This is a genomic window from Hoylesella oralis ATCC 33269 (genome assembly GCF_000185145.2).
Classification (GTDB): Bacteria; Bacteroidota; Bacteroidia; order Bacteroidales; family Bacteroidaceae; genus Prevotella; species Prevotella phocaeensis.
Genome location: NZ_GL833119.1, coordinates 507,482 through 525,678, shown reverse-complemented (window position 1 = coordinate 525,678; position 18,197 = coordinate 507,482). Strand labels below are relative to the sequence as shown.

The 18,197-nt window shown below is 43.2% G+C and carries 15 protein-coding genes; 7 read left to right on the top strand and 8 right to left on the bottom strand.

All coding sequences use genetic code 11. From position 1 onward, the window contains the following. Positions 1 to 215: 215 nt before the first annotated feature. From trxA to HMPREF0663_RS04825, 3 genes are read left to right on the top strand one after another with little or no spacing between them, the layout of a single operon-like run. Complete coding sequence (trxA, locus tag HMPREF0663_RS04835) at positions 216 to 641, top strand: thioredoxin (RefSeq protein WP_374188044.1); 426 nt, start codon at positions 216 to 218, stop codon at positions 639 to 641. Between the two features lie 14 nt (positions 642 to 655). Beyond that, positions 656 to 3,085: an FAD-dependent oxidoreductase gene (locus HMPREF0663_RS04830; protein ID WP_004369136.1), complete on the top strand. Its 2,430-nt coding sequence runs from the start codon at positions 656 to 658 to the stop codon at positions 3,083 to 3,085. Positions 3,086 to 3,101: 16 nt separating this feature from the next. Next, positions 3,102 to 3,461, top strand: coding sequence for a MarR family winged helix-turn-helix transcriptional regulator (locus HMPREF0663_RS04825; protein ID WP_004369135.1), 360 nt, complete (start codon positions 3,102 to 3,104; stop codon positions 3,459 to 3,461). A 23-nt stretch (positions 3,462 to 3,484) separates the two neighbouring features. Here HMPREF0663_RS04825 and HMPREF0663_RS04820 read toward each other — a convergent pair whose 3' ends face one another. From HMPREF0663_RS04820 to HMPREF0663_RS04780, 8 genes are all read right to left on the bottom strand, one after another. Continuing rightward, positions 3,485 to 4,297, bottom strand: coding sequence for a DUF3108 domain-containing protein (locus tag HMPREF0663_RS04820; protein WP_004369134.1), 813 nt, complete (start codon positions 4,295 to 4,297; stop codon positions 3,485 to 3,487). A 50-nt stretch (positions 4,298 to 4,347) separates the two neighbouring features. Then, positions 4,348 to 6,426: an Ig-like domain-containing protein gene (locus HMPREF0663_RS04815; RefSeq protein WP_004369133.1), complete on the bottom strand. Its 2,079-nt coding sequence runs from the start codon at positions 6,424 to 6,426 to the stop codon at positions 4,348 to 4,350. Between the two features lie 35 nt (positions 6,427 to 6,461). Next, positions 6,462 to 7,976, bottom strand: coding sequence for a GH3 auxin-responsive promoter family protein (locus HMPREF0663_RS04810; RefSeq protein WP_004369132.1), 1,515 nt, complete (start codon positions 7,974 to 7,976; stop codon positions 6,462 to 6,464). 267 nt (positions 7,977 to 8,243) lie between these two features. Continuing rightward, positions 8,244 to 9,749 (bottom strand): IPT/TIG domain-containing protein, encoded by a 1,506-nt coding sequence (locus HMPREF0663_RS04800; protein ID WP_004369130.1) that lies wholly within the window; start codon positions 9,747 to 9,749, stop codon positions 8,244 to 8,246. 48 nt (positions 9,750 to 9,797) lie between these two features. Beyond that, entirely contained in the window at positions 9,798 to 10,931 is a 1,134-nt protein-coding gene (locus HMPREF0663_RS04795) for an endonuclease/exonuclease/phosphatase family protein (protein WP_004369129.1), read from the bottom strand. A gap of 428 nt (positions 10,932 to 11,359) precedes the next feature. Beyond that, positions 11,360 to 12,445: a ribonuclease III gene (rnc, locus tag HMPREF0663_RS04790; RefSeq protein ID WP_004369128.1), complete on the bottom strand. Its 1,086-nt coding sequence runs from the start codon at positions 12,443 to 12,445 to the stop codon at positions 11,360 to 11,362. Beyond that, a complete protein-coding gene (gene fabF / locus HMPREF0663_RS04785) occupies positions 12,435 to 13,697 on the bottom strand; it encodes a beta-ketoacyl-ACP synthase II (protein ID WP_004369127.1) in 1,263 nt (420 codons plus the stop codon). The genes rnc and fabF overlap by 11 nt, the downstream gene beginning before the upstream one ends. Positions 13,698 to 13,826: 129 nt before the next feature. Continuing rightward, complete coding sequence (locus tag HMPREF0663_RS04780) at positions 13,827 to 14,063, bottom strand: acyl carrier protein (RefSeq protein ID WP_016665433.1); 237 nt, start codon at positions 14,061 to 14,063, stop codon at positions 13,827 to 13,829. A gap of 462 nt (positions 14,064 to 14,525) precedes the next feature. Between HMPREF0663_RS04780 and HMPREF0663_RS04775 the strand changes: the two genes are divergently transcribed. From HMPREF0663_RS04775 to nadA, 4 genes are all read left to right on the top strand, one after another. Next, entirely contained in the window at positions 14,526 to 15,131 is a 606-nt protein-coding gene (locus HMPREF0663_RS04775) for a DUF4254 domain-containing protein (RefSeq protein ID WP_004369125.1), read from the top strand. Between the two features lie 44 nt (positions 15,132 to 15,175). After that, complete coding sequence (locus HMPREF0663_RS04770; protein ID WP_004369124.1) at positions 15,176 to 16,231, top strand: glycosyltransferase family 9 protein; 1,056 nt, start codon at positions 15,176 to 15,178, stop codon at positions 16,229 to 16,231. Positions 16,232 to 16,267: 36 nt separating this feature from the next. Then, positions 16,268 to 16,432, top strand: a complete 165-nt coding sequence (gene rd / locus HMPREF0663_RS11670; RefSeq protein ID WP_004369123.1) for a rubredoxin — start codon at positions 16,268 to 16,270, stop codon at positions 16,430 to 16,432. 662 nt (positions 16,433 to 17,094) lie between these two features. After that, positions 17,095 to 18,084, top strand: coding sequence for a quinolinate synthase NadA (gene nadA / locus HMPREF0663_RS04765; RefSeq protein WP_004369122.1), 990 nt, complete (start codon positions 17,095 to 17,097; stop codon positions 18,082 to 18,084). Positions 18,085 to 18,197: the final 113 nt, after the last annotated feature.

Sequence of the window (18,197 nt, the reverse complement as noted above, 5' to 3'; positions counted from 1 at the left end):
CCCCGTATTTAGCTTACATCCGTAATCTAACTGCCACAGGCCGTACACCTATTAGCGATAGACGTACCGTTTGATAAACACACATGGTGCATCTATCGCATACGTTTCTTTACATTCGTTTTCATGAAAGTTATCTCCGTGAGCGATAAACAGTTAATATTTGTTGAATAGATAAATATTTTCCATTGGAAATTTGTTTCGTATTCTACAAATATATACCTTTGCAATGTTTTCCAAAGGAAAATAATATTCACAGTATAACAATAGAAAAGAAGAATATGAAAGCAATTCAACTTACGAAAGAAGAGTTCATCAACAAGGTTTTCGATTACGAACACAATGCAAACAAATGGCAGTTTAAAGGCCAACATCCGGCAATCATCGACTTTTATGCCACATGGTGCGGCCCGTGCAAGGCCACAGCACCCGTACTGGAAGAGATTGCCAACGACTACGACGGTAAGATAGACGTGTATAAAGTAGACGTAGACCAGCAACAAGAACTGGCAAGCGTGTTCAACATACGCACGGTGCCATCGCTCCTGTTCATTCCTTTAGAGGGCGAGCCCAGCATGGCTACCGGTGCCATGAACTACGGAAACTTCAAGGATGCCATAGAAAATGTGCTGCATATAAAGTAAAATACCGACAAAGCATGAAGCACATAATAATAGGAGGTGTGGCAGGCGGCGCCACTGCAGCGGCAAGAATACGGCGGTTGGACGAGCATGCAGAGGTCGTACTCATCGAGAAAGGCAAATACATATCTTACGCCAACTGCGGATTACCGTACTACATAGGCGGCACGATAGCCGAACGCGATAAGCTTTTCGTGCAGACTCCGGAGGGTTTCGGCAGGCGTTTTAATATCGATGTAAGGGTAGAAAACGAGGCTACATCTATAGATATCGCCTCAAAGACGGTGAAGATACGGCGCACAGATGGTACCGAATACACCGAAAGCTACGATAAACTGTTGCTTTCGACGGGGGCTGTACCTGTGAAACCGCCGCTTCCCGGCATCGACGAAAAGGGAATCTTTACGCTCAGAAACGTAGAAGACACCGATCGTATCAAGGCTTTTATGGCGCAAGAGAGTACGAACAGCGCCGTTATAGTGGGCGGAGGTTTCATCGGTTTGGAGATGGCAGAGAACCTACACCGTGCAGGTATCGATGTAAGTATCGTAGAAATGGCCGACCAAGTAATGGCACCTGTCGACTTCAGCATAGCCTCTTATGTGCATCGCGAACTGATGGATAAAGGCATAAAACTATACCTCGGCAAAGGTGTAGAGCGTTTCTGTCGGCAGAATGGGCGGCTTAGCGTACACCTGAACAATGGCGAAAGCATCGATACCGATCTCGTATTGTTGTCGATAGGCGTACGCCCGTCTACCCAACTTGCCGCAGAAGCAGGCATCGGAATAGGGGAGTGCGGTATCTGCGTGAACAGTTATCTGGAAACATCGGCAAAAGATGTCTATGCTGTAGGCGATGCCATCGAGTTCAATCACCCCCTTACAGGCAAGCCATGGCTTAACTATCTTGCCGGTCCGGCCAACAGACAAGGCAGGATTGCGGCCGATAATATGGTGAAAGGCAATACATCCGAATACGAAGGAGCCATAGGAACAGCCATCGCAAAAGTATTCGATGTGACCGTAGGAACGACGGGATTGCCGGCCAAGAAGTTACGACAAATGGGAATAGACTACAAAAGTTCCACCACTGTATCGTCTTCTCACGCGGGCTATTATCCGGGTGCGTTCCAGCTGACCACCAAACTTACCTTCGATCCTTCGAGCGGGAAGCTGCTCGGGGCCCAATGTGTAGGCCACGATGGTGTAGATAAACGCATAGATCAACTGGCACTTATCATCAAACAGGGAGGCACTGTGTACGACCTGACCAAGATTGAACAAGCCTATGCACCACCGTTTTCGTCGGCTAAGGATGCCATTGCCATAGCGGGATATGTAGCAAGCAACATCATAAATCATACCATGCCGGTAATCTATTGGCGCGAAATAAAAAACATGAACCGTGCCGACGTGTCGCTTATAGATGTGCGCACACACGGAGAATTTGTCCTTGGAACCATTGAAGGAGCCGTGAATATTCCGCTCGATGACCTGCGGGAACGCATGAACGAGATACCTAAAAACAAGCTGGTAGTGCTATTTTGTGCAGTAGGACTGCGCGGCTATCTGGCACAACGCATTCTTTTAGGCCACGGATACGGACATGTAGTGAACTTATCGGGCGGATATAAGACTTATTCGCTCGCCACCCAACAGATCAGCAACGATACTGAAATGCCGACAGACGGCGATATGCCTGTTATGGAACCTATAAAAACAATGAATAAAATAAAAATAGATGCCTGCGGACTGCAATGTCCGGGGCCGATAATGAAACTGAAAGAGACGGTGGACCGTACCGGAGAAGGCCAACTGATAGAGATAACAGCCACGGATGCAGGCTTTCCTCGCGATGCTAAAGCATGGTGCAACAGCACGGGCAACCGCTTTCTATCGCATACGGCCGATAAAGGTTATCATACCGTAGTTATAGAAAAACGGTCGTGCAATGCCCCGACAGCAATGGCAGGCGGCAACAACAAAACACTTATTATGTTCAGCGACGACCTCGACCGTGCCATAGCAACGTTCGTACTGGCCAACGGTGCCGCCGCTACAGGTAAGAAAGTATCGATATTCTTTACCTTTTGGGGACTGAATGTTATTAAGAGAAAGCATAAAACAAAAGTAAAGAAAGACCTGTTCAGCAGGATGTTTGCATGGATGTTGCCATCGGATTCTACCCGTCTGAAGCTCTCGCAAATGAGCATGATGGGCATTGGAGACAAAATGATACGCTATATTATGCGTCGTAAAAATATCGATTCGCTGGAAGAATTGCGCCAAAAAGCGATGCTAAACGGTGTGGAATTCATTGCTTGTCAGATGACCATGGACATGATGGGGATAAGGAAAGAAGAATTGTTAGACGGTATCAGCATCGGCGGAGTGGCCACTTATATGGAACGTGCCGAACGGGCAAATGTAAATCTCTTTATATAAAGCGGAGGAAAATTATATGGAAAGCAACAAAATATGCAGGCTCCGCGATATATATCGTGCCATTGCAGCACTTGAAAACGAATTCGAAAAGGCTTTCGGATTGAACATTAACGAGGCTATGTTGCTCTGTACGCTCAACGAAAGGGTACGAATGACGTCGGGAGAAATAGCGGAAACCTTAGGTCTTTCGTGCTCCAATGCCTCGAAGGTGATAAGTTCGGTAGAAAAAAGAACACTCGTCAGGCGCCGATTAGGTAAGGAAGACAAGCGACAGATGTACTTTTCGCTGACGGAAAAGGGTAATAACATGCTCGGTAAAATTAAATGCGACAGCATCGAATTGCCCGAATTATTGCAGAAAATTATAGAAAATTAGGAAGAAAGAGACCGCAAATCCCGTTACTTCACCATGGAAGTAATGGGATTACGGAGACCTTTCATGCTTACAAGAAAGGCTTTTGCCGAGCCAAAACGTAGGAACATATCAAGACGTACGGGGATATGATTATCGTCATCCGTTACGTAGAAGTCTACTATTCGCTTGTACTTTTCGTCTTCTTTCTCCAAATACGACAGTTGGAGGCAACGATATTTCACGCCATTGTCTGCCTTTATCGTTGTTTTACCGTTGAACTTGAGCTGAGCAGGTACTGTTTCATGCCCGCCGGCTATCATGAAATCCACTTGATAACCTTTCTTCCAATTGGCCGGATCGAACGATCTGGCACGAAGAAAGATATTGAGCATGTCGAACACACAATTCTCATAAGTATGGTTTTCCCATAGATTTTCGGCAGAACTCGTAAGCTGATGCTGCTTAATATGGCATTTACCGTTGGGATAGGAATAAAAAACTTCGTCTACATAATAACGCTTTCCCTCGCGTGCACCCTTACGGTAATAGAGTGGCGACATGCTTGTAGACGTGTAACACAGCAGGGTATCGCGCAATACAAACATATTATCAACCCTCTGACTGCCACGGGTAACGAGCGAAGACCGGTAGGCCGGCTGCCCGTTGTAGCTGCTCTGTACGGTATACATAGACGCCGTACCGGCCTTTATCCATACAAATTTCCAGTTAAAATACAGGTTATAAGAAAGAAATTCGCCCGACTTGAAAGCCGTATTCCTAAAGGTGCATTGGGCTCCGGCCGATGTGTAAGAAGCCAACACCAGCATGACAACCATGATAAACTTATAATGTCTCATCTTCGTTTTGTTGTTAAATCATTACCGGATACTATAAAGAAATCCGACAACTACATCAAACTCGGCAAATATTTTATACCGAGATCTTTGGCACGTTGTATGTTTCGGCTTTTTATCTTCTTGTCCTTGTCCGGTTTCTGCTTAGTTATTTTACCGGGTTTCTGCCTGTTAAGCGGGGTAGAAGTAGGGTTCCACGACAATGTAATGTCCTGCTTGGCGCGACATTCTATAGGTTCGGTATAATAATAGGTATCCTCCGGCTGAAGCATCTTGGCATAATCGCCCGTATCCCAACGCCCGTTATTGTTGCTATCTACATACAATCGCATGTAATAAGTCTTAGGATCGACGTAATAGAACTCCGCTATACCGTTGTCGGTATGTACTTCTTTTACCGTTTTATCTTGCTCATTTAAGAGCTGAACGACCAAATGTTTGCCTTGCATGCCCGATATATTCATCATAATGGAAGCATATTCGTCGGTCGGTTTCACGCTGAAACCCTGTTTGATCTTCCTTGAAACGCGGCCATACATATCTACAAACGCCGCACTGTCAATCTCCAAACTGTATTCTATGCCCGGTCTCCATTCGCCAAGTAGTTCGTATTTACGCTTATTTTCATGCGGGAAATTGCCTAAGAAGGCTGCTGAAGTATCGTTACGTTCCACAAATCGGAAACGCGAAACGTACCAAAGCGTATCGTGTTTGGCATAGAGATGTATCTTAGACGTATCGGCTACGGCCAACGGAGTAGGGAAGTCGAACGGTATATTACGGTCGGGATCGAGCGTAGACGATAGTTGTATCTTCGGTCTAAGTTCATCCGGCGGCATTACAGTCTCATACTTGTCGCCACGTTTCTTAGCTCTATCTTGCTTTTTCTGCCATTCTTCGCGTGCTTTTTCTCTTTCTTTCATGCGTTTTGCATAGGTCTGTTTAGACAAGAACAGCAATGTATCGGTTTGATTTATAAGAACTCCCGTCGAATCATCCGTCATACGATACTGCACTTCGGCCAGTAAAGAATCCTTATTCACAAGGGCTGTATCGCGCAGCCAATAGGTAATGGAGTCGTTGAGGGCATTGCTTTCAACGAGAAAAGCATTCTTTTCATCGAAATTAAGGCCCCTAATAATGGGTAATCTATCATCCCCATAGCTGAAATACAGTGAAAAATGGTCGGCTTCATTGCGTTCCGACTTCAGGAAATAGCGATCGGTAAGTTTCTCGGTAAAGGCACGCATCACGATATCATCGGGTATGAAACGGGTATAGCCTATGCGTTCGATATTCTTGATATGCAGAGAGTCTGTCCACAGAGTATCCTGACGCACGTCCGAAATGAACGACGGAACGATTATATCTTGCGAGAATGCCAGCTTTTCACTCTTCTGATTAAAGAAATAGTTGCCGTCGGCATCCTGCAAAGCATATATATGATACTTGCCCGGAGCTACGCCCTTGATGACGAAGTGCCCACGACTATCGGTCTTAGATACACGTAACATGGGCTTTTTACAGAAAGCTGAGTCTGATAGATCGTTATAGAGACCTACCAAAATGCCCTTGATAGGCTCCAAATTCTCGGCTTCCAACACCGTTCCCGACACTTCCAACGTGTCGATTTCGGCACCTGTAGAGAAAGTATATGTATAATTTCCGAGCGGATTTTGCTCGTTATTGTCGGATATGGCATTACTGAAATCGATGGTATATGTAGTGTTTGGCTTCAATGAATCCTTAAGTTCTATGGCTATACGCTTACCCTGTGCCTTGATTTCGGGCGCTTCGAGCTGCGGAGGCGATATCACTACGTTCTCCGTAGGGTTGTCTATCTTGATGAATTCGCTGAAATTAATGTAAATCTTACGGCCGGTCACGCCTGTTGCTTTATCGGAAGGTGAGGCTCCGACAACACGCGGAGGCGTCTCATCATACCAACCTCCGTCGGGATTTCCCATGCGTGCACAAGAATAGAGCAACAATAAAAAGACAGAAGGCAGCAGCAACAGAAAGGCAGAATGGTGAATAGAACGGCAGAAAATACGGCGAACGGCACCCACGCCGCCGGCTTTCTCGACCGACAAACGCATCATATGCCTGAGATTTACGATATTTCTATTCATGCTTCTTGTTTTTTACATACGCTCTTTCCTGCCTATCATAAGCGAGCATTTATTGCGAGAAGCTCTTCTATGTTCTTACGACTGTTAGAGAGTCTCGGTATTTTATGCTGTCCGCCCAGTTTGCCTTTCTCCTTTAACCATTCGTTGAAAAGCCCTTGTTTGGCCTTTACAACCTCGAGATGCTGCAATGTAACGTTGTGAAACCGCTTGGCTTCGTAGTCGCTGTTTACCTCCTGCAGGCGGTTGTCGAGCAGGGTAGCAAATTCATCCAGCCGTTCCGGTTCATGCAAAAACTCTATCAGCCACTGATGACGGCACTTGGCATCGCTGTTCATATATACAGGTGCAGCCGTATATTCAGATACCTCGGCACCCGTTTTGGCACATGCATAGGCAATACCTTGTTCGGCATTGTCCATTATCAATTCCTCTCCGAAGGCATTGATGAAGTATTTAGTGCGACCAGTTATAATGAATTTGTACGGATTTTTGCGAACGAAGCGCACTGTATCGCCGATCAGATAGCGCCACAGACCGCACGAAGTTGTGATAAGCATGGCGTAATTCGTACCTGTTTCTACTCCCCAGAGGGGCACAACGGTAGGATTGTCGCTGCCCAACTCGTCCATTGGGATAAATTCATAGAACACATCATAGTCGAGCATGAGCAACATAGACTTGTCGTTCGGATCGTCTTGTATGCCGAAAAAGCCCTCGCTGGCGTTATAGGTCTCCATATAACTCATCTTAGGCGATGCGATGAGCTTTTCGTACTGGCCCCGATAAGGGGTAAAGGCAATGCCTCCATGGAAGAAAACCTCAAGGTTCGGCCACACTTCTTCCAAGTGCTGTTTGCCGCTGAGCTCCATTACACGTACTAAAACCGATAGCATCCACGAGGGTACACCCGACAGGTTGGTTACGTTCTTGTGCATGGTTTCGCGCGCAATACGGTCGCGTTTCACCTCAAAGTCTGATAACAATGCGGTTTGTTTGCACGGTACACGTGCGATATTTGCCAATGGATTGATGTTTTCTATAAGGATTGCCGATAAATCTCCTACCAAACTGCCCGGCAAGTTGTAGTTCGGAGCATGGCTACCCCCAAGGATCAGGCTTTTTCCATCGAACAAACGACTGTGGGGATGGTTACGTAAATAAAGCGCAACCACATCTTTTCCTCCTTGATAATGAATGCGTTGTAAGCCTTCATGGCTCACAGGAATAAACTTACTCTTATCGTTCGTCGTTCCCGAAGACTTGGCATACCACTTTACGCCGCCCTGACAAAGCACGTTATGTTCGCCATGTCGCATGCGATCGATATCCGTTTTCAGCTCTTCGTAGGTATTTACAGGAACGTTACGAGTAAAGTCTTCGTAGCTTTTAACTCGGTTCAGTAAATGATTTCTGCCGTATTCAGTGTCTTTCTCCCTTTCGATAAGATGCTTTAATACCGATTGTTGTAACGCTTCAGCCTCATTGTTATAACGCTCAAGCATTCGTTGTCGGGGCAGAAAAAGCTTACCTACTATACTCGTTAAACTCATTTACACGCAATTTATCGATTGAATTGCAAATTTACCCTAAACTTTTGTAACAGTGAAACAATTTACTTATTTTAAGTATTAAATTGCCGTAGCTGTGATATACTGCCCACATATTGCCGTTACATGTACCATATAAAGCCGACAGACGATCTATGTAAGCGGCACGGAAAGTATATGTATCTACGGCCGGAAAGGCATAAAAAAGGCCCGACACCATGCCATATTTACGACAGTGCACGGTATCGGGCAAAATAAACTACCAAGCGGTTACTTACCGATGGTACGTATAGAGCGGTACCACATATCCAATACGTAGAACGTACCTGTTCTTTCGTCGTACGCAATGCCCGTAGGACTGCCGAAACGAGCCGTCTCTTTCAGGTCTCCATCTTCCGGTCCCCACGCTTTGTTATCCTTCATAGAAGAAGTAGCCCCACGACCTGCATAGGTTTTAACATATCCATCGGGGGTGAGATACCTAATGCAATAGTTGTCGTAATCACAGAAGTAGAAGTCGTAAACGTCTTCACGTCCCTGCTCCACATACTCTTTGTTTTTCACGAACACGCCCTGATAGGGGTAATTCATTTGTGTCCCGTCGCCTTTGCCATCAGCCCAAGCCTTGATACCTCGTTGCCCTGCAACAAGATAAGGTTCGGAGAACTGTTTCTTATCGGTATCGTAATCCATGCGATAGATACAGTGTTGGTTCAATACAATAACGTATGCGTACTTACCGGAGGGATGAATAGTGATGTTGAAATTCCATCCTGTTTCAGGAAACATGAACCACCTTTCGTAATTCTTGTCTGCCCAATTAGGCTTCCAAGTTCCTCCTGCCGCTACCGTATCGTAGTATTTGTTCATATCCATGCGGAACATAGCACTGCGATTATAGCTGTTGAAGTACAGTTCTCCGCCAATCGGGTGGATTACAGCGGTATTGCACTGCTTATAGGCAGCCAGTATTTCGCGGGCAGAACTGTCTGTAAACGAACCGTCAGCATCTCTTTTAACGATCCAAACGCTCGGACTCTTCAATTGTTTGTCATCCCTATCCGTGGCAACCACCATGTCTCCCTTCAATGTAAAGTCGATGCTACGCAGACGTTTGCCATCGAAACAGCTGCCATGCATTACGGTCTTCACGGTTTTTTCTTTCAGATCGATGAGTTGGATGCCGTAACCGTTGTTATCGAAGTCTTCGTATGCCACGTATAGATGGTCTGGATTTTGCGGATCGAACTTCAAATATCCGGCTTGCCTGAAGCCTGTAGCAGAACCGTCGGCATCACCTGTGCCGAACGTACCGTCTTTCCACCCCTGACTGTCGTTGCTGTTGCGGTGCCCAACCAGTGTACGTACCACCAAAGAACTGATATATGTAAACCTTGCATTTGCAACAACCGATTTCGTTCCCAAGTCCTTGTCGCCCATCGTAACCTGCACGCTATAATGACCAGACTCTGCCTTATAAGGCACTAAACAGCAGATACTGTCGCTCTTGGCATAAACAAGTTTTGCCTTTCTACCGCCGATCGTTACACTTATTTTGGTGGTATCGATACCGAAGTTGCTGCCATAAATTACCATTTCCTGTGCGTATGTTCCTTCTATAGGTTCAAAACAGGTAACCGATACGGGCAATTCGGGGTTATATTTGGTATTGTTTTCCTCGCTGTCTTTATCACTGCAAGCAACGAAGAAACAACACAAAACAGCCATAAAAATGCTATACAGACTGCTTGTTTTCGCTATATAATTCTTTTTCATCGTATGTTGTTTAAGAATAAATTATTGATAAAGCTATGCATCGCAAGCCTATTTTTTCACACGGAGCTTAAAGGTGGTAAGGTTACCCTTATGGTCTGTAGGCCATACACCTTTAGGTTCGATGAATACATCCTTGGAATCGTTCTCTGCTTTCTTACCGAAATAAACGGAACCCGATGGGCCTACAAGCTCTGCTTTGAGAAGTTGAATGGGTTGAGAACGGTGATAATAAACGAAATCGATACGGTCTCGCTCATCATATTCGGGGCAGAAAGAGAGCTGACTGATGGCTGCAGAGGGATTGGCTGCTGGGAATGTGAAACCCGGATAGTTTACCGGATCGGGATATTTCTCTCGATAAGTGTCTACATAACCTGCATTTTTCAGCATCAGGGAGCAGTCCCAATTGGCTACAACACCGTTATGACTGTGTAAATCTTTAGTGTTTTCCTGCCAATCCAAGTACGAAGGTTCGTTGAAATCGCCACCCATAACGACGACACGACACCTGTCCATCTCGCTTTTAGCATCATCCAAGAAGACCGACAATGCCTCATCTCTTGTGCCGAGTCGGTTGTCTTTCATCACTACAGCACTATCCTTGACCGGTTCGGGCAGCTTTGACCAGTCGGGACCACTATTGTATCCGCGTGGTAGATAGCATGCATAATGCTTATAATCCAAATGGAGAGAATAGAATGTAACCTCCTGTCCGCGGATATCTACGGTTACTTTAATCATATAGTTATCCGTAGGCGTGGGCAGTACTTTATAATTCTTGATTTCGTATTTCGAGAGAATACCGATCACAGTACCGTTGTTAACGCCGTAATAAGTTTTGCCCTTGTCTTTCAACGACCTGCATAGACGAGCGGTAAACTCCTTCTCTCCATCGTGTAGGATATTGAGCAACAAGTCGTTCCTGAGTTCACAAAGCAACACGATATCGGCATCTACCTGATCTATAATGTCTACCAATCCGCTATAGGCATTAGTAACTTGCGATGCACCGAACCATGTATTCAGTTGAAATACCTTAAACTCTTGGTACACTTCTTCGGGTTTTACGGGTTCTTCATCTGCCAAATCGTTCTTGCTGCTGCATGCCATAGAGCAACAACAGAATACAATCAGCAGAATACTATACAGAAAACAGTGTTTCGAAACATAATTCTTTTTCATTGTACGTTGTTTTAAGAAAAATATTAATTAGGTTTATTAGTACAAAAAGAGCAAATCGACAATGGTTTGCAATTTATCTTCTAAACAGACAAAACTTATCCGAAACGTGCGCTGTTTATGTATTACGGTATTAACGGATATTCCGGAAACGATGGTTAATCGGGACGGAGAACAGTCGATAGTCTTTGTGTTAGTATCTCAATTGTTTTACATTACTTTCGCAAAAGTATATTTTTTTTTCGAATAGACCAAAGGTTATTCCCTATTTTTCGAATGAGGTCTTTTGGATAGGATGGCAGAACTGCTGTAACAAAGGTATCTGGAACAGTTGAAAAAATAATCCGCTTAGAACGACAGAACGCCATTCTAAGCGGATTATACAGGTTATTTATTAACGATACACGGCACAGATATCGACCGTATATGCATCATTTATCAGAAAAAGCTGCCGCTTCTGCCGCAGCAATGATTTCCTCACGACTTTTTTCTTTGGCGCTGATATCGCTCAAATCAAATTCGTCTTCATCACTCGGATCAGCAGTCTCAGTCTCCTCATCAATAGCTTCGTTTCTGTCTGTTGCGGCCGATTCCTGCTCTGTAAATACCTCTTCTTTAAACACATTCTCGTGTTTTTCTTCTTCAGAGCTACGTTCATCGGCCGGTAAACGACTGATAATAAAGTCATTCGCTGCATCTGTTTCGGGAACATTTTCCACGGGTTCCTCTTCCATTTTGGTACGATCGGCCTTCGAAGCGAATACTTCGTCGATGAATTGCGGTGCTTTTTTCAGACGTTCTAAGGTAAGTTTAGAGGCCAACTGCTGGCTTTCTTTCTTGCTGTATCCCGTTCCGGAACAGCCGTCTACACCTTCTAAGCACACCATATATTGGAACATCGGACTGCCATTCTTATCTTTTTTCTGGTCGAGCATCTTGAATTCCATCCTTACCCTGTTCTTCTGGCTCCATTCGATGAGCTTACTTTTGAAATTAACTTCCTTATAAGCCACCTTATCTATATTGATCATCTGTGCCAGAATGCGCTTGTTCATGAAACGCATGCATGCATCGTAGCCGCGATCCAAATAGATTGCTCCAACCAGAGCTTCGAAAGCATTTCCTCCCATATAACTGTTATGAGAAGAACTGCGTCCGTTCGAAAGGATAAGCCGGTTAATGCCCATCTCTTGTGCGAGTTTGTTAAGCGTGTCGCGCTGTACGAGTTTCGAACGAGTATTTGTAAGGAAACCCTCGCGTTTACCCGGAAAATGATCGTAAACAATATGTCCTACGATAGCATCAAGGATGGCATCGCCGAGAAATTCGAGTCGTTCGTTATTCACAGGTTTCCCTTTACTGTTCCTACGCATAATGCTTTTATGCATCAGAGCCAGCTTATAATAACTGATGTTGCGCGGATAAAAACCGATAATCCGGTATAAAGACGAATAAAGCTCCTTCTCCTTGCGGAAAGGGAGCCTTATTTTATCAATAATATTAATATTATTCAGCATATTTCTTGAATACTACACAAGCATTATGACCACCAAAACCAAACGTATTGCTTAGAGCTGCACGCACGGTACGTTTCTGTGCTGTGTTGAACGTGAAGTTCAGATTATAATCCAATTCGGGATCTTTATCTTCTTCGGCATGGTTGATAGTCGGGGGCACGATATCGTTCTTTACAGACAATACGCACACCATAGCCTCGACAGCACCTGCAGCACCCAGCAGATGTCCGGTCATCGATTTGGTCGAACTGATATTCAAATCATAAGCATGCTTGCCGAATACCTCTTTTATAGCTTTTGCCTCCGAGATATCACCCACATGTGTAGATGTGCCATGCACATTAATATAGTCGATATCTTCGGGCGAAAGACCTGCATCTTCCAATGCGTTCGTCATCACAAGTTTAGCACCTAAACCCTCCGGATGCGATGCCGTAATGTGATGGGCATCGGCACTCATGCCTTCACCTATCATCTCTGCATAGATTTTAGCACCACGTGCTTTGGCATGTTCAAGCTCTTCAAGGATTAAACAGCCGGCACCTTCACCCATTACAAAGCCGTCACGACTTGCACTGAATGGGCGCGAAGCATGCTCAGGATCATCATTTCGCGTAGAAAGAGCATGCATTGCGTTAAATCCTCCTACGCCGCAACCGCAGATAGCTGCCTCTGCACCGCCGCTAACAATAATGTTTGCTTTTCCTAAACGAATAAGATTGAAAGCATCTGCAAGTGCATTAGTCGACGAAGCGCATGCACTTGTCGTCGTATAATTGGGCCCATGGAAACCGAAGTGAATAGAAATCTGTCCTGAAGCGATATCGGCAATCATCTTAGGAATAAAGAACGGACTGAACTTAGGGCCGTCCTCAATGTGCTGTCCGTAGTAAGTAACCTCTTCTTCAAAGGTTTTTATGCCGCCGATACCTACGCCATAAACAACGCCAATGCGATTTTTATCTTCTTTTTCCAAGTCTATACCGGCATCTTTTACACCCTGTATGGCGCTTATCATGGCCAACTGCGTGTAACGGTCTATCTTGCGAGCCTCTTTACGATCAATATAATCGGCAATATTAAGGCCTTTTACTTCGCACGCAAATGTGGTCTTAAACTTAGAAGCATCGAATTGAGTAATAGGAGCCGCACCGCTTTTCCCTGCCAAAAGGTTCTCCCATGTTTCTTCAGGAGTATTTCCGACAGGAGTAACCGCACCAAGTCCTGTTACTACTACTCTTTTTAATTCCATTATTTGGTTTATGGTTTAATGGTTTATAGTTCATGGCTAATGGATTATGGTCATAATAATAAATCAATAACATGCCTGCATGTCAGGCATACAACCATAAACCATTAGCCATTTAACTATAAACAGAAATTAATTTTTATTTTCTTCGATATAGCTGATAGCATCGCCTACGGTAGCAATTTTCTCAGCTTTATCGTCGGGAATTGATATACCGAATTCTTTTTCGAATTCCATAATAAGCTCTACAGTATCCAAAGAATCTGCACCAAGATCATTAGTGAAGCTTGCTTCAGGCTTAACTTCTGCCTCATCTACACCGAGTTTGTCTACGATAATAGCCTTTACTTTGCTTTCAATTTCTGACATAATACTTTCTTTTTTAAATTGTTTATAAATAATTTCTAATAGAAAATCGGGTGCAAAGGAACAAATTTTTATCCATATTAGCAAATATTTTATTGAAAAAAGCGATTTGTATTGCACAAACACCCCATCATTGTGCATATTTAATCCCAAAATTACGTATCTTATTGGTTACAAACCAGATAAAAATACATGTATTGTCTATCATATTCGGATATCCACCATAATTCGACATGGATATAGCACTTTAAACCGATTATTGTGCATACATATCCGACAGTTCGATATAATTAGCAAAGAAAATATAAAAAATATCTCGCTTAAACAGTTACCTTATTATATATAGGCATATCGTTTAAATCGGTTATTCGGCATATCTATCCGAAACAAAAGCATGTTTTTATTTTGAACTTCCTACAAAAAGACTTATCTTTGTCACATTAATAATAAATCAATATACAAATCATGTCATTTACAGAACAGTGCAATAAGATCTTTAACCAAGCCATCAGAGACTATCACATGAAAGATGATGTAGACACGCCCATCAACAATCCCTACGATAGAGACTCTATAGATAACAGGCTTTACCTAAAATGTTGGATCGATACAGTGCAGTGGCATCTCGAGGATATCATAAGAGATCCGCACATAGATCCCATTGAAGCCTTGCAACTTAAGCGGAGAATAGACCGTTCGAACCAAGACCGAACCGATTTGGTAGAACAAATAGACTCGTATTTCAGGCAGAAATACTCCGACATAAGTGTGATGCAAGATGCACGAATCAATACTGAAAGTCCGGCATGGGCAATAGACAGGCTCTCTATATTGGCACTCAAGATATATCACATGCGCGAACAAGCCGAACGTAACGACGCTTCACAGGAGCATATCCAAAAGTGTAAGGCAAAACTCAATATCTTGTTGGAGCAACAAACAGATCTCAGTACTGCCATAGACCAATTGCTCGAAGACATAGAAACGGGCCGAAAATACATGAAGGTGTATCGACAAATGAAGATGTATAACGATCCGGCCACAAATCCTGTACTCTATAAAAACAAATAAACCACCGCTATACACGTATTCCTTACTGCAACAAGAACCCTTGAATGAAAACAGAACATATCTTAATTATAAGATTTTCTGCTATAGGAGATGTAGCAATGACGGTACCGGTGGTATATTCGTTGGCAACACAATACCCGAACATTCGCATTACAGTGCTGAGTAAACCGTTCGCAAAGGCTTTTTTCGAAGATTTAGCATCCAATGTAAGCTTCATGGAAGCCGATATAAAAAAGGAATACAGTAATATCAAAGGACTTAATGCGCTGTACAGACGGCTCGTAGCTAAGAACTTTACGGCAATAGCCGACTTTCATAGCATTCTTAGATCGCACTATTTGCGCATAAGATTTAACATCGACTGCTACAAGGTGGCCCATATAGACAAGCATCGTGCAGGGAAACGCAGGCTTATCTCTAATAATAATAAGGTGTTAATACAACAGCCGACATCGTTCCAAAACTATGCCGATGTGCTTGCAAAACTGGGTTATCCGGTGAATTTAGACTTCACATCGCTCTTTATCGATAAGTATGGCCGCACTACAGTGCAATTACCCGAAGCTATAGGTACTAAAAATTCCTTACAGCAGTGGATAGGAATAGCTCCGTTTGCAGCACACAAGGGTAAAATATATCCTACGGAATCGATGGAAAAGGTAATTCAAATTGTTGTAAACAGGCATCCTTCGTGCAGAATATTTCTTTTTGGCGGCGGTGAAAAGGAAAAAAAAGCATTCGATAAGTGGACTGCAAGATATCCGGAATGTACCAATGCATCGGCTATATCAAACGGATTGCACGACGAACTCGTTATAATGAAATATCTCGATGTAATGGTTTCCATGGATAGTGCCAACATGCACCTTGCCTCGTTAGTAGCTGTACCGGTAGTAAGCGTATGGGGCGCCACACATCCTTTTGCCGGCTTCATGGGATGGCACCAGAGCATAGAAAATGCAGTACAGCTTGATATGTCGTGCAGACCATGTTCCATCTATGGCAACAAACCGTGCATGCGAGGCGATTATGCATGTATGAACAACATTACACCCGAAACAATAGCAAACAAAATAGATAAAATATTACTGAAAAAGTAATAGTATATTATTATTAATTTTAAAACAAAAACAATTATGAAAAAGTATGTATGTGAAACATGTGGATACATTTATGATCCTGAAGTAGGCGATCCGGACGGTGGCATAGCTCCCGGAACAGCATTTGAAGATATTCCCGATGATTGGGTTTGTCCGCTCTGCGGGGTGGGAAAAGACGACTTTTCGCCCGTAGACGAGTAAAACGAAGATTAAATTGTAAAAAGTTAAGGAGTTAAGACAGTAGTATTTCAACTTATACAATTAATATTTTAATGCCTTAACTGCACGGTTTTTCAACAGAATAAAGACGGCATTCTTTTAAACGGAATGCCGTCTTCATTATTTACCGACTGTTTTCAGCAATCATATTTGTATTGTTTATTCGGCTTATATTACATACATATTATTCTTACACTATAGACATAACACAACTATATCATACTCACAGCTTTACTACTTCCGACAAGCCATGTGGATAAAACTGTGTATAAGTGTGTGCATAACCAGTGTATAACGCTGTTCATAACTTCAAACATATCCACTGCTTTTCGTTCCTGTCTGTAAAATTGTGAATATCTACAGCTTATTAACGGCCGTTTCCACAAGTTTTCCATAACTTTTACGCAGAAAAAAATATAAACTTATTAACTTTGCACTATCAAGGGTATAATTGTGGATAACCCGTTTATCTTACTGAAAACCATAAAGAAGATGTAACGTTTGGCTGTTGATAGCAAGAGTTAATAGGTTTAAATCGAAATAAACAAATATTCTAACAGAAAGTTATACACTTTTCCACAGCATATCATACACAACATATTCTTTTTAAAAAGAAAGAAAAAATAAGATATAATAGTAAAGTAATGTTGAAAAGCGAATGGATTGAGAAAGGATATATTGATGAACCGATAGATCGTTCGGTAGATGTAAAAGCAGAAATACGCCGTATGTGCGAAGAAAAACATGCCATTGTTCTTGCACATTACTATACAAAAGGCGAAATACAAGATATTGCCGACTTTATCGGAGACTCGTTGGCGCTGGCACAGAAGGCCGCTAAAACCGACGCAAAGATTATCGTTATGTGCGGTGTACACTTCATGGCCGAGACTGATAAGATACTCTGTCCCGACAAGACAGTACTTGTACCCGACTTAAATGCAGGATGTTCGCTTGCTGATTCGTGTTCTGCCGATGATCTTCGTAGGTTTAAAGAGGAACATCCGGACTATCAAGTGGTGAGTTACGTAAACACTACGGCTGCTGTAAAGGCACTTACCGACGTGGTGGTGACCAGTGGAAATGCAAAAAAGATAATAGATACTTTTCCTGAAGATGCCAAACTGATCTTCGGGCCCGACTATAATCTGGGTTCGTATATCAATTCTGTCACAGGCAGGAATATGCTTTTGTGGAACGGCGGCTGCCATGTACATGAGAAATTTTCGGTAGAAGAGATCATTAAACTGCGCCGAGAGCATCCCAAGGCTATAGTTTTAGCACATCCGGAGTGTAAAGGTTCTGTGCTTGTAATGGCCGATGTAGTGGGTTCTACCGCCGTGTTACTGAAATATTGTATAGAAAGTGTAGAGACAGAATTTATTGTTGCTACTGAAGCAGGTATTCTCCACGAGATGCAGCGTAACTGTAAAGACAAGACGTTTCATCCCGTTCCGCCCGAAATAAGTGAAGGTAATGTGGGGTGTTCGTGTAATGAATGCGAATTTATGAAGATGAATTCTTTATCGAAGATATACAACTGTCTTAAATATGAGTGGCCTTCGATAGAGGTATCTGAAGATGTAAGAAAGGAAGCAATTAAGAGTATCGATCGTATGCTTGCATTGAGTTGATGCTGCAAATAATAAATGAAAGATGAATACTGTTATAGATATTTCGTTTCATAGGTTGTCCATTTTTGAAAGAAGATTTATTTTCTTTCTCTATTTGGCTGTAAATGTTTTGT